Consider the following 23,835-nt stretch of genomic DNA (forward strand, 5'->3'; position numbering starts at 1 on the left):
AAAGTCATCTCCTTGAAAACTCGGAAATCAAACGTTCCTGAACCTCATTCAATGTTGTCTTCTCATTCACTTTTTGCTTCGTGAAATCCCATATTCGCCCGATATATTCGATCGATTCATCGATATCGGCATTCGAGCCCTGTTGATACGCCCCGATATTGATCAAATCCTCCGAGTCCTTATATATCGCCATCAGTCGCTTTACGTTCTCGGAAGCATCGATTTGTTCTTCTGGAGATATATCTTTCATCACCCGGCTAATGCTAGCCAGCACATCGATGGCCGGAAAATGCCCTTTATTTGCGATATTCCGGTTTAGAACGATGTGACCATCAAGTATGCCTCTGACCGCATCCGCGATCGGTTCGTTCATATCATCACCATCTACCAACACCGTATAAAAGGCTGTAATCGAGCCCGTTGGCCCTGTGCCTGCTCGTTCCAGAAGCTTCGGCAGACTGGCAAATACAGACGGAGTATAACCGCGCATGGCCGGCGGCTCTCCTACGGCTAGTCCTACTTCTCGCTGCGCCATCGCATAGCGGGTAACGGAATCCATCATCAGCATCACATTCAGGCCGCGATCCCTGAAATACTCGGCGATCGTTGTAGCGATCAAGGCCCCTTTAATGCGGATGAGTGCCGGTTGATCCGAGGTCGCAACAATTACGACGGACCGTTTTAACCCTTCGGGACCCAAATCCCGTTCTATGAAATCCAGCACTTCGCGTCCACGTTCCCCGATCAAAGCTATGACATTGACATCGGCAGAAGTGTTTCTCGCGATCATTCCCATCAGGGTACTCTTCCCGACGCCGGATCCGGCGAATATACCGACCCGCTGGCCTTTGCCGATGGAGAGCAATCCGTCAATCGCGCGGACGCCGATGCTGATCGGCTCCTGAACCCTCGGCCTATTAAGCGGGTTCTGTGGAACGTTATGGGTTGAATAGTGCGGCATGCGCGCCGGAATGATAGATCCGTCCAGCGGTTGTCCCAATCCGTCGAGCACTTTGCCAAGCAGTTCCGAACCCACTTGCACGCTCAGTGGTTTGCCGGTACCGACTACATCACAGCCAGGACCAATGGAGTGAAGCTCGCCGAGAGGCATCAGCAACACCTTATTGTCTCTGAAACCCACGACCTCCGCCTTGAGCGGCTTGGTTTGCTTCGTGGGATAGATATAACAAACATCGCCGATGCTTGCATCCGGCCCTTCGGACTCCACCATCAGTCCGATTACCTGTGTAACTTTACCATTGATGCGAACGGGGTCCAGATGCTTCAGATGATCCATGTACCGCGCGCTATTCAGCTTCTTCATCTTGATTTCTCCGTTCCTCGTCATCAAGAGCGAACCGCACGAGCTCTTTTTTGATCTCGGATAGCTGTGTATCGATCCGGGCATCCACGCTTCCGAAAGAAGACCTGATCACGCAGCCGCGATCCTTAACCGTGGAATCCGGCAAAATTTGAAGTTCTGCCTGAGAGTCGATCGATAATCCGAGCTCTTCCCGTGCCGCGTATACAAATTCGAATTGTTCAGGAGCTACGCAGAGGGAGATGACTCCTTTTTCCCGCTTGCGTGCCAGATTCTTTCGAATCAGCTCCAGCGTGAAATCAGGTTCGATCGTCAGCTGACGATCCAGTACTTTCTCCGCGATGCTGCAGCTGAGCTCCACCAAAAAAGGCTCCGCTTCCTGAATTAGATCATCCTTGGCTTGATGGGCAAGCTGAAGCAATTCGCTCGCCTGTAATGTCGCTTGCTCCATCAATTCCTTCATCTCAAGCTCTGCCTTGGCTGAACCTTCGGCATATCCTTGATTAAAGCCTTCCATCTTCAGCGTTTCGGATAAATCCTCGTCCTGAAGCCTTCTGTCGGTCCACCACGCTTCAATCTGCTGCTGCGCTTCGGCCAACAGCCGTTCCGCCTCTTCCGAAGCTTCGCGGATTTGTCGTTCGGCAAACTCCTGAGCATCCTTCAGCATCTCATGCTTTAAACGTTCGGCTTCAGCCAGTGTTTGTACGACAGCCGGCTCGGCAGTCGGCGGAGTATATTCCTCTACCGTTTCCTCGGTTGGCGAAGCGTAACGACGAGCAAGATCCAACTCTTTCAACACATCCATCGGTTTATAGTGGGACGATTTGATCAAGTTAGACAATGATGTCATCTCCTCCGCCACGGGCAATAATGACCTCGCCCGCTTCTTCGAGTCTTCGGATCGTGCTTACAATCCGAGTCTGAGCTTCCTCCACATCACGCAGCCGCACCGGTCCCATGTATTCCATCTCTTCGCGGAAGGTTTCGGCCATACGCTTGGACATGTTGCGGAAAATGACGTCCCGTACTTCTTCGCTTGCCACCTTGAGTGCAAGCTGAAGATCGGCGTTCTCGACATCGCGGATAATACGCTGGATCGAACGGTTGTCCACGTTGACGATATCCTCGAATACGAACATCCGCTTCTTGATTTCTTCGGCGAGCTCGGGATCCTGGATTTCCAGGGAATCGAGGATCGTTCGTTCCGTACCGCGATCCACACCGTTCAGAATTTGAACGATGGATTCAATGCCACCCGCACTCGTGTAATCCTGAGTAACCGTCGCCGACAGCTTCTGTTCCAGCACGCGTTCCACCTGGGCGATGACTTCTGGTGAAGTACTGTCCATGACTGCAACCCTACGCGCTACTTCGGCCTGCTTCTCTTGCGGAAGCGATGATAGGATTGCGGATGCCTGCTCGTATTGAAGATACGACAAGACGAGTGCAATGGTCTGTGCATTTTCGTTCTGGATAAAGTTCAGAATTTGGCTTGGGTCCGCTTTGCGGGCAAAGTCAAACGGTCTTACTTGAAGCGTTGCTGTCAGTCTGTTGATCACTTCCATCGCTTTTTGCTGTCCAAGCGCCTTCTCCAAAATCTCTTTAGCGTAATTAATACCGCCTTGCGAGATGTATTCCTGGGCCAGGCAAATTTGATGGAATTCCTGAATAATGCTATCTTTTTCATCACTGTCGACTTTACGAACATTCGCAATCTCCAGCGTCAATTGTTCAATTTCTTCATCTCGAAGATGCTTAAATATTTGAGCAGACACTTCCGGGCCAAGTGTAATGAGCAGTATAGCCGCTTTTTGACGTCCGCTTAACATTTGGTTATTTCCCTTAGCCAATGCTTCCACCTCTATTCCTCAGCTAGCCATGTGCGAAGTAAATTCACGAATTCATCTGGCTTCTTCTTCGCCAAGGTTTCGAGCTGTTTACGAACCTGGCTTTCATTGGTTATACTTTCGAGATTAATCGATGGGAATTCCGTAACTGGCGGAAGCTGAATATCATCTTCAAATTCTTCCTGCTGCTTTCTGCGTCTGCGGATTATGAAATAGGTTCCTCCAGCAATTAACGCCAACGCAGCGATACCAATCCCCCATAATACAGGCTGTGAAAGAACGGTTTTCGGATTTTCATCCGCATTTACATTAAATACCTGTGAAATAACCGAAACTTTTTTGGACAAATCAGCGTCTGTATAAGTAGAGCCTGTATCCGAGAGCGATGCACGCACGATATTAACCAGAATGTTCTGTATTGCCGTTCTTGTCGCGTCATCCAAAGTTTGTTGACCGGCAGGTGGTTCAACCGAGACATTAATGGTTAAATCTTTAACAGTATATGGACTTGCTATGATATCCTTCGTAATCCGGTTAACTTCATAGTTAACGGTTTTGGAGAGCTCTTCCGAGTTCGTTTCCCCGCTTCCAGAATCACTTGGATATCCCGGAACAGCTTCTTCGCCTACGCCGGCTACTCCGCCGGTTGGACTACTGGTTCCCGAATAGTTCTTCTGGATCTCCTGAACACTGAGCTCAATCCCCTTCATTTCTTCTTCATCAACAGGGGTTACGATGTTTTCCTTGCTCTGCACCTGATCAAAGTTCAGTTTGGAAGCGACCAGAACATTGACTTTATTCGATCCCATGTACTGCGAGAGAAACTGCTGAACATTTTGCCTAACGTCGCTTTCGAATTTTTTCTGAAGCGCGAAGTTTTCTTCCACCTTACCCATCAATCCACCTTGACCGCCTTTAGCTGTTGCGAGCAGCTCGACTTCGTCATTGGTGATTGTAATGTTCTCAACCGGTAAGTTCGGAATGGCCGTCTTCACGAGGTTATAATACCCGTCAATGACTTCTTGATTAGGCCGATAGCCTGGTTTGAATTGCACAACTACGGAGGCGCTGGCTTGATCTTCGTTTCCGTTTTTTGCAAATACACTTTCTTTTGGCAAATTCAACAATACCGTTGCATCCTGGACGCCCTGCATCTTCTCAAGCAGTCGTTCCACTTCGCCATTCAGTGCATTTACATATTTCACTTCGAATTCGTTATCTGTCATCCCGATGGCTGATGCGTTCTTCTCGAAGGTTTCGAATCCGATCGTACCATTCTGTACAAGTCCTTGCGACCCTACATCAATCTGGACTTTAGCTGCGCTCGTACTCGGAACCAGGATGCTTCTGCCATCCTCGCTCAGCTTGTAGGAAATCCCTTGGGTCTCCAGGTGGCTGATGATTCCTGCAGCGTCGCTGGAATTTAAATCCCGGAATGCTACTTCGTACTTCGTCTTGGAGAACTGCATCGTTAGTACGATTAGAGCAATCAAAACAAATGCTATTGTAGCGATTAACATTATTTTTTGTTTGTTGCTGAATTGGTTCCAATACTGGGTCATTCTCTCCCGATACTGGGTAATTCTCTCGTTCACATTGTCACCCCATCCGAAACTTTGCTAGAAACATTTAGATTTGCGTGCGCATGATCTCTTGATAGGCTTCTACCACTTTGTTTCGGACCTGTGTTGTGAGCTGAATGCTCAACAGAGCCTGTTGGGCGGATATCATCGCCTGATCTACGTTTACTTGTCCAATCATTAATTTATCGCTCATAACATGTGCATTTTGTTCCTGTGATGCCACAGAGTTCAGTGCTTCATTCAGGTAAGAGCCAAAATCGCGAATCGATTCGGATGGAGTCGCTCCATTTTTCACTTGCTCCTGCAGTTGAAGCGGCTGCACGCCCTGAACACTGAACATTGCATTTTGAATCATTTCTCTCTCTCCTCCTACAATATGGGCTTATGTATTTTTCACTTGTTATCTACCGATCTCCAGCGCCTTCATAATCATCGCTTTCGAAGCATTGATCGCCGTAACATTAGCTTCGTACGAACGGGTAGCTGCTATCATATCCACCATTTCCTTCGTAATGTCCACGTTAGGCATAAAGACATAGCCTTCCGCATTCGCATCAGGATGTGTAGGGTTATATACCTGTTTCAGCGGGGTTTGATCTTCCCGTACCTGCGCAACCTTTACCCCTTGTCCCGCATTCTGACCATTCATCTGAGCTCTAAGAAGTCCTTCAAATGATTCCTGCTGCGGTTGTAAAACAACCGTTTTTCGACGATACGGAACGGCTTGGCCGTTCTCGATTCGCGCGCGAGTGGTTTCCGCATTGGCTATGTTGGAGGAGATGACATCCATTCGAAGCCGTTGTGCTGTTAGAGCTGATGCATTAATACCGAAGCTATTGCTAATATTCATGAACCCTATCTCCCTTCAATAGCTGTACGCATCATTCGAATCTGCTCATTTACAGCTTGTATGTATGAATTATAACGGAGCTGATTCTCTGCAAGCAGCGACATTTCTCTGTCTGCATCGACATTATTCTGGTTGTTATTCATGGAGCTGCTGCCATCCTTCATGACCGAAGCCTCAGGAATCCCCCCGGTTGAACCAATGACAAAATGTCTGGGATCTGTTCTTCTGCCCTGTAATGACAATTGGGCCCCATCCATTTCTTTTTTCAGAAGACTCTCAAAGGATACCTCGGATCTCTTAAAATGAGGAGTATCCACGTTGGCGATGTTGTTTGCAATCACATTGTTTCTGAGATTAGCTGCATCCAAACCGCTTTGAAGCCGTTGAAAAGAACTATTATTCAACAGATTCACTAGCTCATTCCTCCTGACTGGACTTTGCAGAAAGGTATTCCACTCTTCCTAGCTAAATCCTCTTTTTTCGACAAATCATATAATCCGTATGAACTAACCTAGGTCTTAAGTAGAAAAAGACAACATGATGTCACATAAACTAAGTTTCTTAAAGTTTGGGACTTTTTACAATAAGAAAAAAGCCCTATCTTTTACCAAAAAGAAGGGCTTTGTGTTCATTTTTATCCGGTTTTTTTCTATATTATTGCAAATCGTATCACTAAATCTGTAAAATTTAAGCGATTTTTCCCGAAGGGTAGGTCCTGATGGGGACCATAAAATTCACAAAAAATTACGAAATCCGTCCCGATCCCTTCCAACATGCGAAAGCGCTTCGACAACTTGCTGCAAGGGAAGGGATGAATATCGACAATTATTTACTTTCGCATACCCGGCAAATAGACCTATATGCATGCAACTACAGAATATACTGGCTCAGGTCCCGGTCCTGGGCAATGCCGGCAAGTTTCTCCCGGACATACTGCGGCGTGATCACCATGCGGTCCAGCGTCAACTCAGGCGCTTCAAATGACAGGTCTTCAAGGAGCTTCTCCAATATCGTATGAAGTCTCCGCGCGCCTATATTCTCCGTGTTCTGGTTAACCGAAGCCGCAATTTGGGCGATTTCCCGTATCGCTTCTGGAGAAAACTCAACCTCAAGATCCTCAGTACGCAGCAGATTTACGTATTGCTTGGTTAGTGCATTTTTCGGCTCGGTCAAAATGGATACAAAATCGTCGAGTGACAAGCTGCTGAGCTCCACCCGAATCGGAAAACGCCCCTGAAGCTCGGGAATCAAATCCGATGGCTTCGCAATATGAAAAGCACCTGCCGCGATGAAGAGGACAAAGTCCGTTTTTATCGGTCCGTATTTCGTCATAATCGTCGAGCCTTCCACGATAGGCAGAATGTCGCGCTGCACACCTTCTCTGGACACATCCGGACCCGATTGGCGGCCCTGGCTGGCAACCTTGTCGATCTCATCGATAAATATAATGCCGGATTGCTCTGCCCGACGAATGGATTCCTGGATGACATCATCCATATCAATGAGCTTGCCTGCTTCTTCTTGCGTCAGTACTTTCCTGGCTTCTTTCACTGACAGCTTGCGGCGCTTTGTGCGCTTTGGCATCAGATTGCCGAACATTTCCTGCATGTTCATGCCCATCTGATCATTGCCCTGCCCCGCAAACATATCGAACATGTTTGGAGCAGCATCCTCGACATCAATCTCAATCGTTTCGTCTTCAAGCTTACCGGACAGCAGGTTAAAGCGCACCTGTCTCCGCTTCTCTTTGAGACTAACGTCCTTATCGTCCGCATCCTCATCTTCGGTCTGGGTATCGTTATTCGCACCGCCAAACAGCATCTCAAAGGGATTTCGCTGACTCTTCTGCCCTTTGGTTGAAGGCGCCAACAGCTGAACGATCCGCTCGTTCGCCATTTCCTCGGCTTTGTCCTTAACCTTCTCGGTGCGTTCCAGCTTCACCATCCGGATCGCGGTTTCCACAAGATCCCGTACCATGGATTCCACATCACGGCCGACATATCCAACCTCGGTAAACTTTGTCGCCTCGACCTTAACGAACGGTGCATGAACCAGCTTGGCAAGCCTTCTTGCAATCTCCGTTTTGCCGACGCCGGTGGGACCGATCATCAGTATGTTCTTCGGTACGATTTCATCCCGCTCGTCATCCGTAAGCAAGCTCCGGCGATAGCGGTTCCGAAGTGCTACAGCGACCGATTTTTTAGCTTCCTTTTGGCCTACAATGTATTTATCCAGCTCGGATACAATCTGTCTTGGCGTCATCGATTCTTTACTCATCGCGAATACCTCCACCCCTGATATGGCTATATGTTGCTGTATGGCATCCTTACAGCTCTTCGACAATAATATTGCTGTTGGTATAGACACACACCTCAGAAGCGATCTGAAGCGCTTCTCTGGCTATATCCTTCGCTTCCATATGTCCGGCATGACGCTTAAGCGCCCGTCCTGCCGACAAGGCAAAATTGCCGCCTGACCCAATGGCCAGCACATCATCATCAGGCTCGATGATTTCGCCGCCACCTGAAATCAGCAGCATCCCGGTTTTATCCATAACAATCATCAAAGCTTCAAGCTTGCGAAGCACACGGTCTTGACGCCAATCCTTCGCGAGTTCAACAGCGGCGCGCTGCAGATTTCCATGGTGCTCTTCCAGCTTGCCTTCGAATTTCTCAAATAACGTGATAGCATCCGCCACAGAACCGGCAAAACCGGCGACAACTTGTCCCCGGTAAAGACGGCGCACTTTCTTGGCGGTCTGCTTCATGACTACACTTTCACCAAATGTAACTTGGCCATCGCCGGCAATAGCTGCTGTGCCATTATGCCGTACTGCACAAATTGTAGTGGCGTGAAAAGTCATTTCCATGATGGCAAGACCTCCCTAAGAAAATAAGATTAGATTGTATTTAGTTCGTTAGCATTAATAAATACGCGTACTCCGTCAAGAGCTCTGCTTGCAAGCGCTTCGTTTTTTTCCTTTTTGTTGCGAATGCGCTTCTCGAGACTCGGAAGAAGGCCGAAGTTCGCATTCATCGGCTGGAAGTTATCTGGATCTGCATGGGTTATGTAATAGGCCATGCTCCCGATAGTTGATTCCTGAGGGAATACGATCCCCTCCTGCCCCTGAGCGGCTCTTGCTGCATTGATCCCGGCAATCAATCCGGATGCCGCCGATTCAACATATCCTTCTACGCCCGTCATTTGTCCCGCCAGATACAGATTTGGCCGTGTTTTCACCTGATAGGTTTGTTCCAGCAGTCTAGGCGAATTGACAAACGTATTGCGGTGCATGACACCGTAACGCACAATTTCGGCGTTCTCAAGTCCCGGAATCATGGAAATGATCCGCTTCTGTTCACCCCACTTCAGATGAGTCTGGAAACCGACAAGATTGTAGAGGGTACCTGCGGCATTATCCTGACGGAGCTGCACCACAGCGTGCGGCAGCTTGCCTGTATGCGGGTTCACCAATCCAACAGGCTTCATCGGGCCAAACAAGGCGGTTTGTTTACCACGCTTCATCATGACCTCGATCGGCATGCAGCCCTCGAAATAAATCTCCTTCTCAAACTCTTTCAATTGAGCGACTTCGGCATTGATAAGAGCGTCATAGAAAGCGTCGAACTCTTCTTCTGTCATGGGACAATTCAGATAAGCCGCTTCGCCTTTATCATAACGGGATGCCAGATAAACCTTGCTCATATCAATTGAATCTTTTTCCACGATCGGAGCAGCCGCATCGTAAAAATAGAAATAGTCCTCACCCATCAGCTCACGAATCTGTGATGACAACACGGGCGAGGTCAGCGGCCCAGTTGCAATAACAACGATGCCTTCTTCAGGTATATGCTGAATTTCTTCATTTACAACCTCAATTAAAGGATGCTGATGCAGAGTTTCCGTAATTTCTCCCGAAAAACCGTCACGGTCAACGGCCAATGCGCCGCCAGCCGGGACGGAATTGCGGTCTGCCGAACCGATGACAAGCGAGTTCAGCATCCGCATTTCTTCCTTCAATACCCCTACTGCGTTGGTTAAACCGTTCGCCCGAAGCGAATTACTGCATACAAGCTCAGCGAACTTGTCCGTATGATGAGCCGGCGTCTTAACGACCGGCCGCATCTCATATAATGTAACGGGTATGCCCCGGCTAGCGATCTGCCAGGCAGCTTCACTGCCGGCAAGCCCTGCACCGATAACCGTAACCCTCTGTGAATCTGTCAACGTCATTCCCCCCTGTATGCCTTACAAATCTGCTGCGTCGTCTTGTTCCTCGACCATTTCGGAATAATCACAAGAAGTACATTGAAGCTTGATGCCTTGCTTGCTTTTCTTCTCTACCATTAAGCTGCTGCAATTCGTACACCGCTTCGTTGACGGTTTATCCCATGATACGAAATCACATTCGGGATAACGATCACATCCAAAGAAGACGCGCCCCTTCTTGCTTCGTCGTTCCACGACATGGCCTTCCTTGCATTTCGGGCACGCCACGCCGATATCTTTCACGATCGGCTTGGTATTCCGGCAATCCGGGAAGCCTGAGCATGCAAGAAACTTGCCAAACCTGCCCAGCTTATAGACCAACGGCTTTCCGCACTTTTCGCAGATCTCGTCGGAAACCTCATCTTCGATTTCGATTTCCTTCATTTCTTCCTCTGCTACTTCAAGGCGCTTTTCGAAGGATTCATAGAACTCTGCCAATACTTTGACCCAATCTTCGGAGCCCTCCTCCACATGGTCGAGGTCCTCTTCCATGTTAGCCGTAAACTCCACATTGAGAATTTCCGGGAAGAACTGCTCCATCTGCTCGATGACAAGTTCACCGAGCTCGGTTGGCATGAATTTCTTCTCTTCGATGGCAACGTAGCCTCTCTTCTGGATCGTCTCCAGTGTCGGTGCATACGTACTAGGTCGCCCTATGCCGAGCTCTTCCAGCGTCCGGACAAGACGTGCTTCCGTATAACGCGGAGGTGGCTGCGTGAAGTGCTGCTTCGGCTCAATGTCCTGCTTCTCCAGAATGTCGCCACTATGAAGCTCCGGCAGGTATTTATCTTCTTCTGTCGTCCCGTCGTCGTTGCCTTCGACGTAAACCTTCATGAATCCAGGGAAACGAACCTTCGAACCTGTTGCGCGGAAGACGGCCTTGCCCGCGGCAATATCAACAGAAAGCGTATCCAGCACTGCAGAAGACATCTGACTTGCCACAAAACGCTCCCAGACCAGTTTGTACAAGCGGAGCTGATCACGGCTCATAAACGGCTTCATGGATTCAGGATCCCGCAGCACCGATGTAGGACGAATCGCTTCATGCGCATCCTGAGCGTTGGCTGCTTTTTTCGAGTATTGTCTCGGGCTCTCCGGAACGAACGGATCACCATACTTCTCGGTGATGTATTCTTTTGCTTCTTCTTGAGCCGTCCCTGAGATGCGCGTGGAGTCCGTACGCATGTAGGTAATCAAACCGACGGTGCCTTCCTTGCCAAGCTCGACGCCCTCGTACAGCTGCTGGGCAACGGACATGGTCTTAGCCGCCCGGAAACCAAGTTTACGTGCAGCTTCCTGCTGCAAGGAACTCGTTGTAAACGGTGGAGACGGATGGCGCTGACGCTCTCGCTCTTTTACTTCGCTGACTTGGAAGGAAGCATCCCGAATCGCTTGAAGAATTTCATTTACTTCCTGTTCATTGGTGAGCTCTTTCTTTGCGCCATTAAGCTGCGTGAATTTGGCTTCGAATGCAGAACCTTTAATGGCCAGTTTGGCCGTAATGGTCCAATATTCTTCCGGCACGAAAGCGCTTATCTCATTCTCGCGGTCGAGAATGATTTTGACAGCTACCGATTGAACACGGCCGGCAGAGAGTCCCTTTTTCACTTTCTTCCATAGAATAGGGCTGATCTTATAACCAACCAATCGATCCAGGATACGTCTTGCCTGCTGCGCGTTGACCAGATCCATGTTAATTTTGCGCGGCGTCTTGAAAGCATCCTTCACGGCTGTTTTTGTTATTTCATTAAATACAACCCGCAGGCTTTGAGTATCATCCAGCTCCAATGCATGCGCAAGATGCCATGCAATGGCCTCCCCTTCGCGATCGGGGTCAGCTGCGAGGTACACTTTTTTCACCTTTTTGCTAGCATCCTTAAGTTCCTTTAAGACAGAACCTTTTCCGCGGATCGTAATGTATTTCGGATTGAAGTCGTTTTCTACTTCAACCCCGATCTGGCTCTTCGGCAAATCGCGAACATGACCCATCGAAGCCTTCACGATATACTTGCTGCCGAGATATTTGCCAATCGTTTTCGCCTTAGCAGGCGACTCTACGATGACGAGTGAATCCGCCACAGGTTCATCCTCCTCTCCAACATTCAAACTTTCCCATTAAATGATCTTATATATAGCACCGGGTAATTGGGTAATCTGCTTTTTTATGATTAAAGATAACAGAACTGAATGCAAATGTCCAAAATCCCACCGGGTTAACTCGATCATTTCATCCAGCGACCCGGGACCCTGTTCGAGCATATGGTATATTTGTCGTTCGTCATTTGTCAACCCGGCTAGTTCATCGGGCTGCTCCTGACGAGGGGCCCGCCGCTCCTTATTGTATGTACCGGAGGCCACTTTTGGCAACAAGGAATCATATTCTTCTATTATATCCCTTGCTTCCGTGACCATCTTGGCTCCTTGCTTGATCAAATCCAAAGTCCCTCTGCTCTTGGGTGAAGTAACAGGTCCCGGAACGGAGAACACGTCCCTTCCCGCCTCCAGGGCTAAATCCGCCGTAATCAACGATCCGCTGCGGGCATCCGCCTCCACCACCACGGTACCTAACGTGAGTCCCGCGATAATCCGGTTACGCTGAGGGAAGAACCCCGGTAGCGCCTTGGTGCCTGGCGGGTATTCGGAAATGATAAGCCCCTTAGCCGCAATCTCTTCATACAGCGATCGGTTCTCCGGTGGATATATAACGTCAACGCCGGCTCCGAGAACCGCCACTGTCGGTCCCCCGCTTCGCAAAGCCGCATCGTGGACTACGCTATCAATGCCTCTGGCCATGCCGCTGACAACCATGAACCTTGATCGTACCAACTCCTCGGATAGCATCGTTGCAATTTTGCGCCCATATGCCGTAGGCATTCTTGTACCTACCATCGCAATCCCAGGCCTCGACAGCAGATGTAGATCGCCGATGCAATACAACACCCAAGGAGCCTGTGGCGAAGATCGTAACGTGTCCGGATAGATATCATCGAGGGCTGTTATAATACGTATTTTTGAACGGTTTGTCAAATTCCATACCCCGGCTTCATGTTGCCGATACCCGGCATCATTCGCATTCGACAGATCGATCTGCTTTCTTTCGACAGCGGAAGGGAAGTCCTTGGCCAGTTTATTCGCTTTTTCGACAGACAAACCACAGGCCCTCCAATCATTCGCATCATAAGACAGCAACCCCTCATGCAGCTCACCGTTCGATATGATTCGGTTAATGGTCTTCCATCCGACACCTTCGCTTTCATGCAATGCGATCAGCAGTAAGCTGTCTACCTTCATAATGGGACCTCCTTAAAATATAAAATCAAAAACAAAAAAGCAACCCTTCATTTCCTGTTTAGGAAATAAAAGGTTGCTTACCTTAAGTTACGCCTTAGCTAGAATTGCATAAAAATCTAGATCTAGTGAGTCGTGCAAGACTCCAGGAGACCCTTCTCCTCAAGCACGCTAACCAGGGTTGAGCCCATTTCAGCAGGTGTAGGAGCTACCTTGATACCGCACGCTTCAAGTACAGAGATTTTCTCCTTGGCTGTCCCTTTACCGCCAGAAATAATCGCGCCTGCGTGGCCCATGCGTTTTCCTGGAGGCGCCGTTGCGCCGCCAATGAAGCCTACCACTGGTTTAGTCATGTTCGCTTTGATCCATTCAGCCGCTTCTTCCTCCGCTGTACCGCCGATCTCACCGATCATAATAACCGCTTTGGTGTTAGGATCTTCATTAAAGAGTCTCAATACATCGATAAACTCCGTCCCTTTAACCGGGTCGCCGCCAATCCCTACGGCGGAGGATTGTCCGATGCCGCGAGCAGTCAGCTGATGAACGGCTTCATATGTCAGGGTACCGCTGCGCGATACAACTCCGACATGTCCTGGCGTGTGGATGTAACCAGGCATGATGCCGATTTTGCATTCACCCGGCGTAATAACACCCGGACAGTTAGGTCCGATCAAACGAGTCTTCTTGCCTTCCATATAGCGGGATACTTTGACCATATCCAGCACCGGAATGCCTTCTGTAATACAGATAACCAGATCCATCTCGGCATCAACAGCTTCCAGAATGGAATCGGCTGCAAAAGCCGGGGGCACATAAATTACGCTAGCGGTTGCGCCTGTTTTGGCTTTGGCTTCCTCAACGGTGTTGTAAACCGGCAATTTGACGGTTTCACCGTTCTCAAGCGTAATTTCGACTTCGGTTCCACCTTTGCCGGGTGAAGTTCCCCCGACCATCTGTGTACCGTAATCCAGGGCGCCTTTTGCATGGAAAAGGGCTGTTTTACCTGTAATCCCTTGCGTGATAACTTTTGTATTTTTATCGATCAAAATACTCACGATTGATTCACATCCCCTATTGTTATTTGAAAATGAAAGCAACCGCACGGCAGGGCTTTCGAAGCCCATCGTGCCATGCCCCTTCAGGAATGAAATATTACTGAACGAGGGAGACGATCTTCTGTGCTCCGTCGGCCATGGAATCAGCAGGTACGATGTTAAGACCGGACTCAGCCAAAATTTGCTTGCCGAGGTCTACGTTCGTTCCTTCCAAGCGTACAACCAGCGGACGAGTTAAGCCCAGCTGTTTAGCAGCTTCGACAACACCGGTAGCGATAACGTCGCAGCGCATAATACCACCGAAAATGTTGACAAAGATTCCTTTTACTTGAGGATCGGATAAAATGATCTTGAAGGCTTCCGTTACCTTCTCCGTTGTTGCACCGCCCCCAACATCAAGGAAGTTTGCAGGGTCCCCGCCATAGTACTTAATGATGTCCATCGTAGCCATGGCAAGACCGGCGCCATTAACCATACAGCCGATGTTGCCATCCAGAGCTATGTAACTCAAGTCGTATTTGGATGCTTCAATTTCCTTCTCGTCTTCTTCGTCCAGGTCGCGCAGCTCAAGGATGTCTTTATGACGGAACAACGCATTGGAGTCAAAGTTGAGTTTGGCATCTAGAGCCATGACGTTTCCGTCCCCGGTTACGACAAGCGGATTGATTTCAGCGATAGAGCAATCCTTCTCTACAAATGCCTTATACAAGGCCAGCATGAACTGAACGGCTTTTCCTACCAGTTCATTCGGAATATTAATGGAATACGCTAATTTCCGTGCTTGGAATGTTTGAAGTCCGATCGCTGGATCTACGACCTCTTTGAAAATCTTCTCGGGAGTTGCTGCGGCAACCTCTTCGATCTCGGTACCGCCTTCTTCGGACGCCATCAAAACGACACGGCCGGTAGCACGGTCAACGACCACACCGATATAATACTCTTTGCGAATATCGCAGCCCTCTTCAATGAGGAGACGCTTGACTTCCTTGCCTTCCGGACCCGTTTGGTGAGTCACCAACACCTTGCCCAGAATTTTTTCAGCATAAGCACGAACCTCGTCCAGGTTCTTCGCCACTTTAACGCCGCCGGCTTTACCCCGACCGCCTGCGTGGATCTGTGCTTTGACAACGGTTACGGGACTTCCCAAAGATTGTGCAGCTTCAACTGCCTCTTCTACCGTAAACGCTACCTTGCCGTTCGGAACAGCTACTCCATATTGCTTCAGTACTTGTTTTCCTTGATATTCATGGATATTCATTCTCGAATCCTCCTATCAACATGACTGGAACAAGGCTGGCTAACACGGAACTAATCTATGAAAGATTACCCTGTCAACCTTTATATATTAAACCCAAGCTATTGTAACATGTTTTTAAAACGCTTACCTTAAAAAGTTCACAGTTTATCCACTCGATTTGGCATGGGTATGATTCCTTCCAGATATAAATTGGAGAAATATGTAAAATTCATTTATTTTTTCGTGCAAAGCTTATCAATCCGACAATCCCCAATACGACAACGGCAATGCCTAACAATCCTGCAACTAGTGTAAGGATGATATTTTCCCATAAAATTGTCATACCGAATCCCTCTCACCTCCCCGTAATAATTAGTGTATTGATTACTATTATACCATTAAATCCCTTTTTGTTCGCGTTAAACTGTGACGCAAAATAAAACTCTTTATCCTTTTTCTGCTATCCGGTAGAATGATTGAAAGATTAGTGAACGCAATTATAAGGAGATTCAGCATGAGTTGGTTGAAGTCATTTTTTCCGCTGCATTCATTATTTGTCAAAATGCTCGTGTATTTTCTCGTCGTGATTTTCCTGCTCTCCTCCTATAATCTATGGTCGATGACATTCTACTCCCGCAATGTTAACAATGAAATTGTCAAATATAATCTGACCCTGATTCGAAACACCGTCGATCATTTTGAGAAGCAGTACTCCACATGGAAAAATCTCCTCCTCAACCTTCAGCACGATGAATTTGTCGGCAATATCAGCAGGCAGGCCGATTCCGGGGGAAAGAAAGGCATCAATTATCTGCAGGTGGATACGGTCATGGATCAGATTCGGACCCTGGTAAGCCAGCCCTACTACCACTTAAATAATGTCATGATTTACTACCAAAATCATTCCTTCCTGCTTGAGCGGGATGGCATCGTCGATGATGACCGCATGTTTAAGCATTACTACAAAAGCGACTCCTATTCATACGAATTCTGGAAGCGTAGAGATCACGCAAACGGTTTTCTGCACATGCTTCCCAGCCGCACGTTCACCATCGGAACCGAGAAGAGTGAATTGCAGCTGATGCCTTTAATTACGAACGTACAAGGCAGCCCCTGGAAGATCATCGCTTTCGTAAATATGAAAAGCTGGTATGAATCATATAATGGAATGGCCGATTCCCGTTTTCTGCTGGTGGACTCGGAGGGAACAACCCTGTATGAATCCGCCCCGGATGCTAAATCCCTGCCACTGCCGGAATGGGACGGCCAATCGGAATGGATGATGGAGAAGGGAACCTATTACTTTTTCGAAAAAGGCGCCCGCTCCGGTCTTACCTACGTTTCTATTATTCCCCATAAGGAACTCAATCAAAGCATCAGCCGCATGAACTGGATGGCTGTACTCTTATTTGCAGCTACCCTGCTTATTGGTATTCTGGCATCATGGGTTTTCTCCCGAAAAATCAACCTGCCGCTCAAGAGAATGGTTACGGGCCTGGGCCAAGCGGAGATGGAGCTATATCAAGGGAGTATCTCCGAATTCAGCGCCATTTCCAACCATCTGAAGGGTTTGCAGCATGAACGTAAGATCATCAAGGAATGGATGGACCATACCAAACCGCTGCTGACAAGCTACCATTATTTGGCCCAGTTCAAAAACATTGCCCTTGATACCAACGCTTCCAACGAACTTTGGGTCGGCGAGGGTGAATTTATGGTTATCCTTTATCAGTTGAGATACCGGCACGTCCCTTCGCGTCAGCTTGATGCCTTAATGACAAGGGCAACCGGCAAGATCAAAGACATGATCACGCTGCAGATCCAAGAATCGTTTCCCATATCCCATACCCTTCAGATGGAGGGCAAGCAGATTTTAACCATTGTGTATACACAAGAAAAATCCGACATGCTGCAGCAGTGTCTCAATCAGCTCAAACAGATTTTTGATCAAGATCAAAGCACCTATCTCGTGAATATTGCGGTTTCGTCCGTGTTCCAGCAAACCTCTGATTTTGACCGGGCTTATGCAGAAGCCATGTCGCTCCTGCAACAAGCCATGCCGATTGAGGAAACCCAGATCATCTGGGAGAAGGAACGCCGAGAAGATGTAACAGGATTCACTGCCGAGCAGGAACACGAATTTTACGTGAACTTACAGGCTGGCAACGAGAGCAGCTGCCAATCGCTCATTGAGCGCGCCCTGGATCGATTGCAGCGGCAAGAGGCCACGGCCGATCAACTAAGCCACTTTGCCAAATCGGTCTCGGTCCGCATGAGAAGGACAGTAGAACTGCTGAAAATCAATATCGACGCCCTTCCGGATTACGCACAAAAGCTTGCTTATAGCGTAACCCCCGAGCAATACCGGGAAATCCTGCTCGACGAGCTTGCCCATGCAGCCCATGCGATCCGTCTGAAACGTGAGGAACATTACGATATCATTCAATATGTCATTCATTATTTGGAGTCCCATTACGCTGAAGATATATCACTCGAGCAGCTTGCCTTTAAACTCAACATGTCGCCAACTTATCTATCCGGGTATATTAAAGAGAAGACGGGGAGCAACTTTAGCGACCAATTGAATGCGATTCGAATAACAAAAGCGAAAGAACTACTGCAGACGACAAATATGCCGATTCAGGAAGTTGGCAACCGGATCGGCTACCGTAATGTCACTTCCTTTATCCGCATGTTCAAAAAAATAACCGGCCAAACACCGGGTGATTACCGGAAAACCAACTGGATCCGATAACACACAGGTGAGCGGCCGACCGCTTTACCTTTAACGCTAACCCTTAACCGAGCCTATCAAAGCCCCTTTTACAAAATACTTCTGTATAAACGGATAGACAAGCAGGATCGGCAAGGTAGACACCATAATGGTAGCGAATTTCAAGCCATCCTCCACCACCACGATATCGCCCACAACCGGACCATCCGTCCCCGTCAATTGCCCCGACAGCACGATGTTTCTTAAAATGACCTGGAGGGGCTGCATATCGGCATCCCGCAGATACAGCAGCGGCCCCATAAAGTTATTCCACATCCCGACGGCATAATACAAGCCGATGGTGGCCAGCACCGGCTTGGATAGCGGGAGCACAATCCGGAAGAAAATCCCGATTTCGGACAGTCCATCTATTTTTCCGGATTCCTCGAGCTCTTGAGGCATGCCCATGAAGAAAGTCCGCATGATGAGCAGATTCCAGGTACCTACCGCTCCGGGCAGTACCATGCCCCATATCGTGTTGACAAGCCCAGCTCCTTCACGACCAGAAACGTCGGAATCATCCCGCCGTTAAAAAACATCGTAAAGACGATCAGCATCAGGATCGGTTTGCCCATGACCATCTTGGTCTTGGACAGTGCATAAGCCCCTAGTGCCGTTACAATCAAAGAAATGGCGGTCCCTGAAATCACGTAAATCAGCGTGTTCTTATATCCTTTCAGCACCCGACCGTCCTCGAACACATACTGATACATATCCAGATTGAAGCCCTTCGGCCATAGCCACACTTCCCCTGAGGCGATCGATGCGGAATCGCTCAGGGACACGGCCAGCATATAAACAAACGGATATAGACACGCGAGCACGATCCCGGAAAGGATCAAGGCATTGAGCGCGTCAAACCAATTCAATTTCGGTTTCATCACGTTCCTCCTTTACCAGATGCTGCTTCCGCTAACCCGCCGGCTGAACGAATTCGCCGCGATAATGAAGATGAAGCTGATGATGCCGGTAAACAGATCAATCGCCGTGGCATAACTGTAGTTGCCTTGCGTTAAGCCGACCCTGTACACGTAGGTGGATATAATATCAGCTGTCTCATAAGTGGCGGGAGTTGCGAGCAGGTATACTTTCTCAAAGCCAATTTCCAGTATTTTTCCGATATCAAGTATCAGGATAATCACGATTGCAGGCGCGATGCCGGGAAGCGTAATGTTCAGCGCCTGCTTCCACCGGTTAGCCCCATCCATCCGTGCCGCTTCATATAACTGCGGATCGATTGCCGTCAAAGCAGCCAAATAGATGATGGTCCCCCATCCGATATGCTGCCATACGTCGGTCGTTACATAGATCGACCTGAACCAGGAGGCCTCAACCAAAAAGTTGATTCGTTCGAGTCCGACGGCACTCAGCAGCTGGTTGACTACCCCGCCTGTCGGGGACAGGAACATAACCGCGATCCCCGCTACAACGACATTGGATATGAAGTGCGGGAGATAACTGACCGTTTGGACAAACCGTTTCAAAAACGACTTGCTCACTTCATTAATGAGTAAAGCAAGGATGATAGGTGCCGGAAAGCCGAAGATCAGCTTGTATAACCCCAGCAGGAATGTATTTCTGAGAACAGGCCAGAAATCAGGCGTATTAAAAAACATGCTGAAATATTTGAAACCCACCCAGTCACTCTCCGTGATCCCCTTAAATAGGTTGTAGTCCATAAAGGCGATCGAAATGCCGAATATGGGAACGTACTTAAAGATGATGTAATACAGAGCACAGGGCAGAAGCAGCAGCAGCAGGTATTTGTCCCGCTTCACTTTCGTCAAGAAACCCGGATTCTTCTGTGGTTGCAAAAAAACGCATCCTCCTTTACCCGTTAGTTCAAAACTCATCCATCAGGCCGCTTCCCCCATAAGGACCGGGACCAGCCATTACTTAGCCGAGAGCCGGTCCGGGAAAAGAAAGCAGTGCGCTCATCTTGCCGTATGCCGCGCAGATATCCATTACTTGGCTTCGTTTAAGAACTTTTGCGTCCGCTCATAAGCACTTTTATGCACATCCAGCACCTGCTGCACGCCAAGCTTGTTCACTTCATTCACGTAAGCATCCCAATCATCCATCGGTTTCTGTCCTAGAATGAACTTGGCGATCTGCTCCTCATGGAATTTTTTCACCGTTTCGCCGACCATGCTGAGCACTTCATTTTCTTCATTCGTATACGCAAGCCTTGGCTGGGGTCTCGTTTCATGGTCTGGCGCGATTTTCATCGCTTCCCGCATTTTTGGGGAATACATGGACTCGTATGCCGTCATATCCAATACCGTATGCGCTCCGATTGTTGCGATGCCCGTCTTGGTTCTCAAGTCGCCGAACTCTTTGTAATCCGGGTTGAATTTGCGAGCCCCGTTCTCGGTTGTGAACGTCTCGCCTTCCCTACCCCAGGTTGCCAGCTCAATACCTTCGGGGGAGAACAAGAAATCAAGGTACTTCAGCAGCCGATCCCGCTCCTTGGAATTTGCCGCTACCGCAAACCCGTCGGACTGCAATCCGGCAAATACATTGTGGGACTTGCCATCCGGCGTTCCAACAGGAGGAACCATATAATCGAGACTAAACTCGGCTGCTTTATCCCCAAGCATTAACGGAAGTTCATCCATGATGCCGATATAATCGCTGGCGATAAACGATTTGTTCTGAAGCAGCAGATCGTTAAATTGCTTGCGTTTATGAGCCATGAAGTCAGGCGCAACCAAGCCTTCCGTGTAAAATTTATTCATATACTCAACCATTTTCTTGTAGTTGGCCTCTGTCGGACCATAGCGCCATTCATTCTTCTCGAAATCGTAATAGTAGCTGCTGTTTGTATTAAACGCAGGTGCCATATTGACCAGCGGACTCAAACCGTTGAAAACGGCAATCGGGAAGCTGTCAGGGTACAATTCCTTTAATTTTTTCGCGACGGTGTACAGTTCGTCGTATGTCGTCGGCGGCGTCAGATTGTGTTTTTTGAATATATCGTCTCTGTATAGCCATGACCGCCTGGACTGCTGCTCAAGTCCATACAACGGCATAAAATAGTTCCTTCCCTCTGGAGACAAAATAGCTGCCTTCACTTCGGGATGGTCCTCGAGAAACTTCTTATAGTTCGGCATCTGTTCCAAATGCTCGAAATAGTCGACAAACGCTCCGCTCTCCCCGTGCGTATTGGCGGCGTTCAAGCTGTTGACCATCATAAGATCCGGTATTTCGCCCGAGGATATCGCCAGGTTCATCGTTGTGGTGTAATCGCTCATCACGGGTTGTACCTTGAAGGAGATGCCGGTTTCTTCTTTTAAGTACTGGTAAATCGGCCAGTTTTCCTTATAGGGCCAATTCGTATGAGAGAAGGTCATCATTTCTAGTGTGACTTCTTTGCCTAAGGCGGCGTTTTCAGGATTCTCCTCTTTTGCCACGTTTTCTTTTGTGCATCCGCTCAATAATGTGCCGGTTATAACGGCGGCCAATGCCACCAACCCGAGCTTTCGGTTCCAAATGTTCACGCAACCCTCTCCCTTATGTATGATGATGTAACGCCAGCTACTGTTTACAGCAGCATGTCGTTTATGATTTTGATTCTACTTGCCGGAACCATGGATTGACTATTCACATTCCTTCCCGTTATTGACTGTAGCTACGATTCTGAAGAAGTGACAACTTTCTGAATTATGGTACATTCACGACTCAGATCCCGCACCGCGGTTGGGTCCTTGTCTCTTGGATGGAGTATCTTGAAGAGGAGTGCGAATTGACAGCCAAGAGGTAAACTTTTACAATACGGACTAGAGTCACCCAGCGAAAATGAGGAAGCACCCATTTCGAATCTTGGATGTTCTTTTGCGATTCAATCCACTGATATCAGAAATGAGGTGCTTTCATTTATGTACGGAAAACTTCATAGCGCTTGCTTGCACGGCATTGACGGCGTTGTCATCCAGGTCGAGGTAGACCTGGCGAACGGACTGCCCCAAACCTCCATCATCGGTCTGCCCGATTCCTCCATTCGCGAATCCATTGAGCGGGTTCGGGCAGCGATTAAAAACTGCGGTTTTATCTATCCCTTAAAACGGGTAACCGTCAATCTCGCACCGGCAGATCTGCGCAAAGAAGGCTCTTCCTTCGATCTGGCAATCGCCGTTGGCATATTGCTAACAAGCGAGCAATGGACCTTTTCGAATGCCGGGCAAATATTGATCCTTGGCGAACTTGCACTGGATGGTACGCTAAGACCCATCACCGGGGTGTTACCGATGGTGGAGCAAGCGAAAAAGGAAGGATATGCCGGAGTACTTCTTCCGAGCGAAAATGCCCCGGAAGCTGCATTGATCGGGGGGATCGAAGTTTATGGGCTCAGGCACTTGAATGAGCTCGTCCAGGATGGATCAGATGGAGTTATCGATAACCGTGAAACTGGAGGAGCAACCATCGCTTCCGTTTCGCTGGCAAAGCTCAGATATGATCGGGCCACGCATCCAAGCAGAATACAAGCGGACGGCCTCCAGGACAAGCAGCTGGAAGACTATAGAGATGTAATTGGCCAGCAGCATATCAAACGCGCTCTGACCATTGCTGCCGCAGGCATGCACAATATTCTGCTCATTGGGCCCCCGGGTACGGGTAAAACGATGCTCATGAAGCGCCTCCCCACCATACTGCCGCCGCTGGCGGACCAAGAAGCGTTGACCACAACGAAAATCTTCAGTGCTGCCGGAAAGCTAAAGCCATCCGATGGGTTAATGACCAGACGTCCTTTTCGGTCCCCTCACCATACCATATCGGCCGGCGGGCTCATCGGAGGCGGTACCATTCCAAAGCCGGGAGAAGTCAGTCTGGCCCATAAAGGCATTCTCTTCCTGGATGAGCTCCCTGAGTTCTCAAGGCATGTGCTGGAGGTGCTGCGACAGCCCTTGGAGGATCGCGAAGTAACCATCAGCCGGGCACGAGCGGTATTTACCTTCCCTGCGCATTTCATGCTCGCTTGTTCGATGAATCCCTGTCCGTGCGGTTATTACGGCAGTGATCACCCTCATCAACGCTGCACGTGCAGCGTTACACGAATTGCTCAATATCGCGCTAGAATATCGGGGCCCTTGATGGATCGGATCGACCTTCAGGTGGACGTGCCTCGGCCGAAGGAATGGCCTGGAGGCGCAACACCTATATCCTCCAAGCAAATGCGGGATCAAGTTTATGCGGCACAAAGGATTCAATTGGAACGTTACAGCAAGTTACCGTTCAGCTGGAACAGCGAACTGTTCGGCAGCTTCCTGAGGAAACATGCGGTGCTGGACAAGGACTCGGCTGAGCTTCTGCAAGCGACAATCGATACGCTGGGCCTGAGCATGCGCGCTTATGACCGAATCCTGAAGCTGGCCAGAACCATCGCCGATTTGGAAGCATCCGATAGGATACAGAGCCGGCATGTCGCAGAAGCGATTCAATACCGTCAGCTGGATCGCMAATATATCACCGCCGATGAAACCACTCATTTGTGAAATGGAGCTGGAGAGTGATATGATTTGGATAACAACGGTATGGAAGTTCGCTCCTATTGAATAAATAATCTGTACTGCGCAAAGAAGGTGATGGAGCTCGGCTCCTATCACCTTCTTTTT

General features: G+C 48.8%; 18 protein-coding genes and 1 pseudogene. 2 read left to right on the forward strand and 17 right to left on the reverse strand.

Annotated elements, in window-relative coordinates:
* Positions 1-4: 4 nt before the first annotated feature.
* The 14 genes from fliI to sucC all read right to left on the reverse strand — a co-directional run bounded on the left by fliI (position 5) and on the right by sucC (position 15,471).
* A complete protein-coding gene (gene fliI / locus ACPV3A_RS13930) occupies positions 5-1,324 on the reverse strand; it encodes a flagellar protein export ATPase FliI (protein ID WP_194543574.1) in 1,320 nt (439 codons plus the stop codon).
* On the reverse strand, positions 1,308-2,162 hold the full coding sequence (locus ACPV3A_RS13935) for a FliH/SctL family protein (RefSeq protein WP_339218341.1): 855 nt from the start codon (positions 2,160-2,162) through the stop codon (positions 1,308-1,310). Before ACPV3A_RS13935 ends, fliI begins: the two co-directional genes overlap by 17 nt.
* Positions 2,155-3,171, reverse strand: coding sequence for a flagellar motor switch protein FliG (gene fliG / locus ACPV3A_RS13940; protein ID WP_071220479.1), 1,017 nt, complete (start codon positions 3,169-3,171; stop codon positions 2,155-2,157). Before fliG ends, ACPV3A_RS13935 begins: the two co-directional genes overlap by 8 nt.
* An 11-nt stretch (positions 3,172-3,182) precedes the next feature.
* On the reverse strand, positions 3,183-4,763 hold the full coding sequence (fliF, locus tag ACPV3A_RS13945; RefSeq protein ID WP_194543576.1) for a flagellar basal-body MS-ring/collar protein FliF: 1,581 nt from the start codon (positions 4,761-4,763) through the stop codon (positions 3,183-3,185).
* 34 nt (positions 4,764-4,797) lie between these two features.
* Positions 4,798-5,106 carry a flagellar hook-basal body complex protein FliE gene (gene fliE / locus ACPV3A_RS13950; protein ID WP_071220077.1) on the reverse strand — a complete coding sequence of 103 codons (309 nt, stop codon included), beginning with the start codon at positions 5,104-5,106 and terminating at the stop codon, positions 4,798-4,800.
* Between the two features lie 45 nt (positions 5,107-5,151).
* Complete coding sequence (flgC, locus tag ACPV3A_RS13955) at positions 5,152-5,601, reverse strand: flagellar basal body rod protein FlgC (RefSeq protein WP_194543577.1); 450 nt, start codon at positions 5,599-5,601, stop codon at positions 5,152-5,154.
* A 5-nt stretch (positions 5,602-5,606) separates the two neighbouring features.
* On the reverse strand, positions 5,607-6,014 hold the full coding sequence (flgB, locus tag ACPV3A_RS13960) for a flagellar basal body rod protein FlgB (RefSeq protein ID WP_071220075.1): 408 nt from the start codon (positions 6,012-6,014) through the stop codon (positions 5,607-5,609).
* A 457-nt stretch (positions 6,015-6,471) separates the two neighbouring features.
* Positions 6,472-7,878 (reverse strand): ATP-dependent protease ATPase subunit HslU, encoded by a 1,407-nt coding sequence (gene hslU, locus ACPV3A_RS13965; RefSeq protein ID WP_426199975.1) that lies wholly within the window; start codon positions 7,876-7,878, stop codon positions 6,472-6,474.
* A gap of 49 nt (positions 7,879-7,927) precedes the next feature.
* Positions 7,928-8,470 (reverse strand): ATP-dependent protease subunit HslV, encoded by a 543-nt coding sequence (gene hslV, locus ACPV3A_RS13970; protein ID WP_006211334.1) that lies wholly within the window; start codon positions 8,468-8,470, stop codon positions 7,928-7,930.
* 29 nt (positions 8,471-8,499) lie between these two features.
* Positions 8,500-9,834 carry an FADH(2)-oxidizing methylenetetrahydrofolate--tRNA-(uracil(54)-C(5))-methyltransferase TrmFO gene (trmFO, locus tag ACPV3A_RS13975; RefSeq protein WP_426199976.1) on the reverse strand — a complete coding sequence of 445 codons (1,335 nt, stop codon included), beginning with the start codon at positions 9,832-9,834 and terminating at the stop codon, positions 8,500-8,502.
* A 15-nt stretch (positions 9,835-9,849) separates the two neighbouring features.
* Positions 9,850-11,949, reverse strand: a complete 2,100-nt coding sequence (gene topA / locus ACPV3A_RS13980; RefSeq protein ID WP_426199977.1) for a type I DNA topoisomerase — start codon at positions 11,947-11,949, stop codon at positions 9,850-9,852.
* Positions 11,950-11,985: 36 nt separating this feature from the next.
* Positions 11,986-13,161, reverse strand: coding sequence for a DNA-processing protein DprA (gene dprA / locus ACPV3A_RS13985; protein WP_426199978.1), 1,176 nt, complete (start codon positions 13,159-13,161; stop codon positions 11,986-11,988).
* Positions 13,162-13,283: 122 nt separating this feature from the next.
* Positions 13,284-14,213, reverse strand: a complete 930-nt coding sequence (gene sucD, locus ACPV3A_RS13990) for a succinate--CoA ligase subunit alpha (protein WP_071220478.1) — start codon at positions 14,211-14,213, stop codon at positions 13,284-13,286.
* 97 nt (positions 14,214-14,310) lie between these two features.
* Complete coding sequence (sucC, locus tag ACPV3A_RS13995; protein ID WP_426199979.1) at positions 14,311-15,471, reverse strand: ADP-forming succinate--CoA ligase subunit beta; 1,161 nt, start codon at positions 15,469-15,471, stop codon at positions 14,311-14,313.
* Positions 15,472-15,964: 493 nt separating this feature from the next.
* Here sucC and ACPV3A_RS14000 point away from each other — a divergent pair, with 493 nt between their 5' ends.
* Positions 15,965-18,205 carry a helix-turn-helix domain-containing protein gene (locus tag ACPV3A_RS14000; protein WP_426199980.1) on the forward strand — a complete coding sequence of 747 codons (2,241 nt, stop codon included), beginning with the start codon at positions 15,965-15,967 and terminating at the stop codon, positions 18,203-18,205.
* A gap of 36 nt (positions 18,206-18,241) precedes the next feature.
* Here ACPV3A_RS14000 and ACPV3A_RS14005 read toward each other — a convergent pair.
* The 3 genes and pseudogenes from ACPV3A_RS14005 to ACPV3A_RS14015 all read right to left on the reverse strand — a co-directional run bounded on the left by ACPV3A_RS14005 (position 18,242) and on the right by ACPV3A_RS14015 (position 21,723).
* Positions 18,242-19,104, reverse strand: a pseudogene (locus tag ACPV3A_RS14005) (carbohydrate ABC transporter permease).
* 12 nt (positions 19,105-19,116) lie between these two features.
* Positions 19,117-20,076, reverse strand: a complete 960-nt coding sequence (locus tag ACPV3A_RS14010; protein WP_374198190.1) for an ABC transporter permease — start codon at positions 20,074-20,076, stop codon at positions 19,117-19,119.
* 111 nt (positions 20,077-20,187) lie between these two features.
* Positions 20,188-21,723, reverse strand: coding sequence for an extracellular solute-binding protein (locus ACPV3A_RS14015; RefSeq protein ID WP_233355004.1), 1,536 nt, complete (start codon positions 21,721-21,723; stop codon positions 20,188-20,190).
* Between the two features lie 378 nt (positions 21,724-22,101).
* On the opposite strand from ACPV3A_RS14015, the gene ACPV3A_RS14020 reads away from it, so the two are divergent.
* Positions 22,102-23,715: a YifB family Mg chelatase-like AAA ATPase gene (locus ACPV3A_RS14020; protein ID WP_426199981.1), complete on the forward strand. Its 1,614-nt coding sequence runs from the start codon at positions 22,102-22,104 to the stop codon at positions 23,713-23,715.
* Positions 23,716-23,835 lie beyond the last annotated feature (120 nt).

The sequence above is a fragment of the Paenibacillus sp. Dod16 genome, from assembly GCF_049893405.1.
Lineage (GTDB): Bacteria > Bacillota > Bacilli > Paenibacillales > Paenibacillaceae > Paenibacillus_AQ.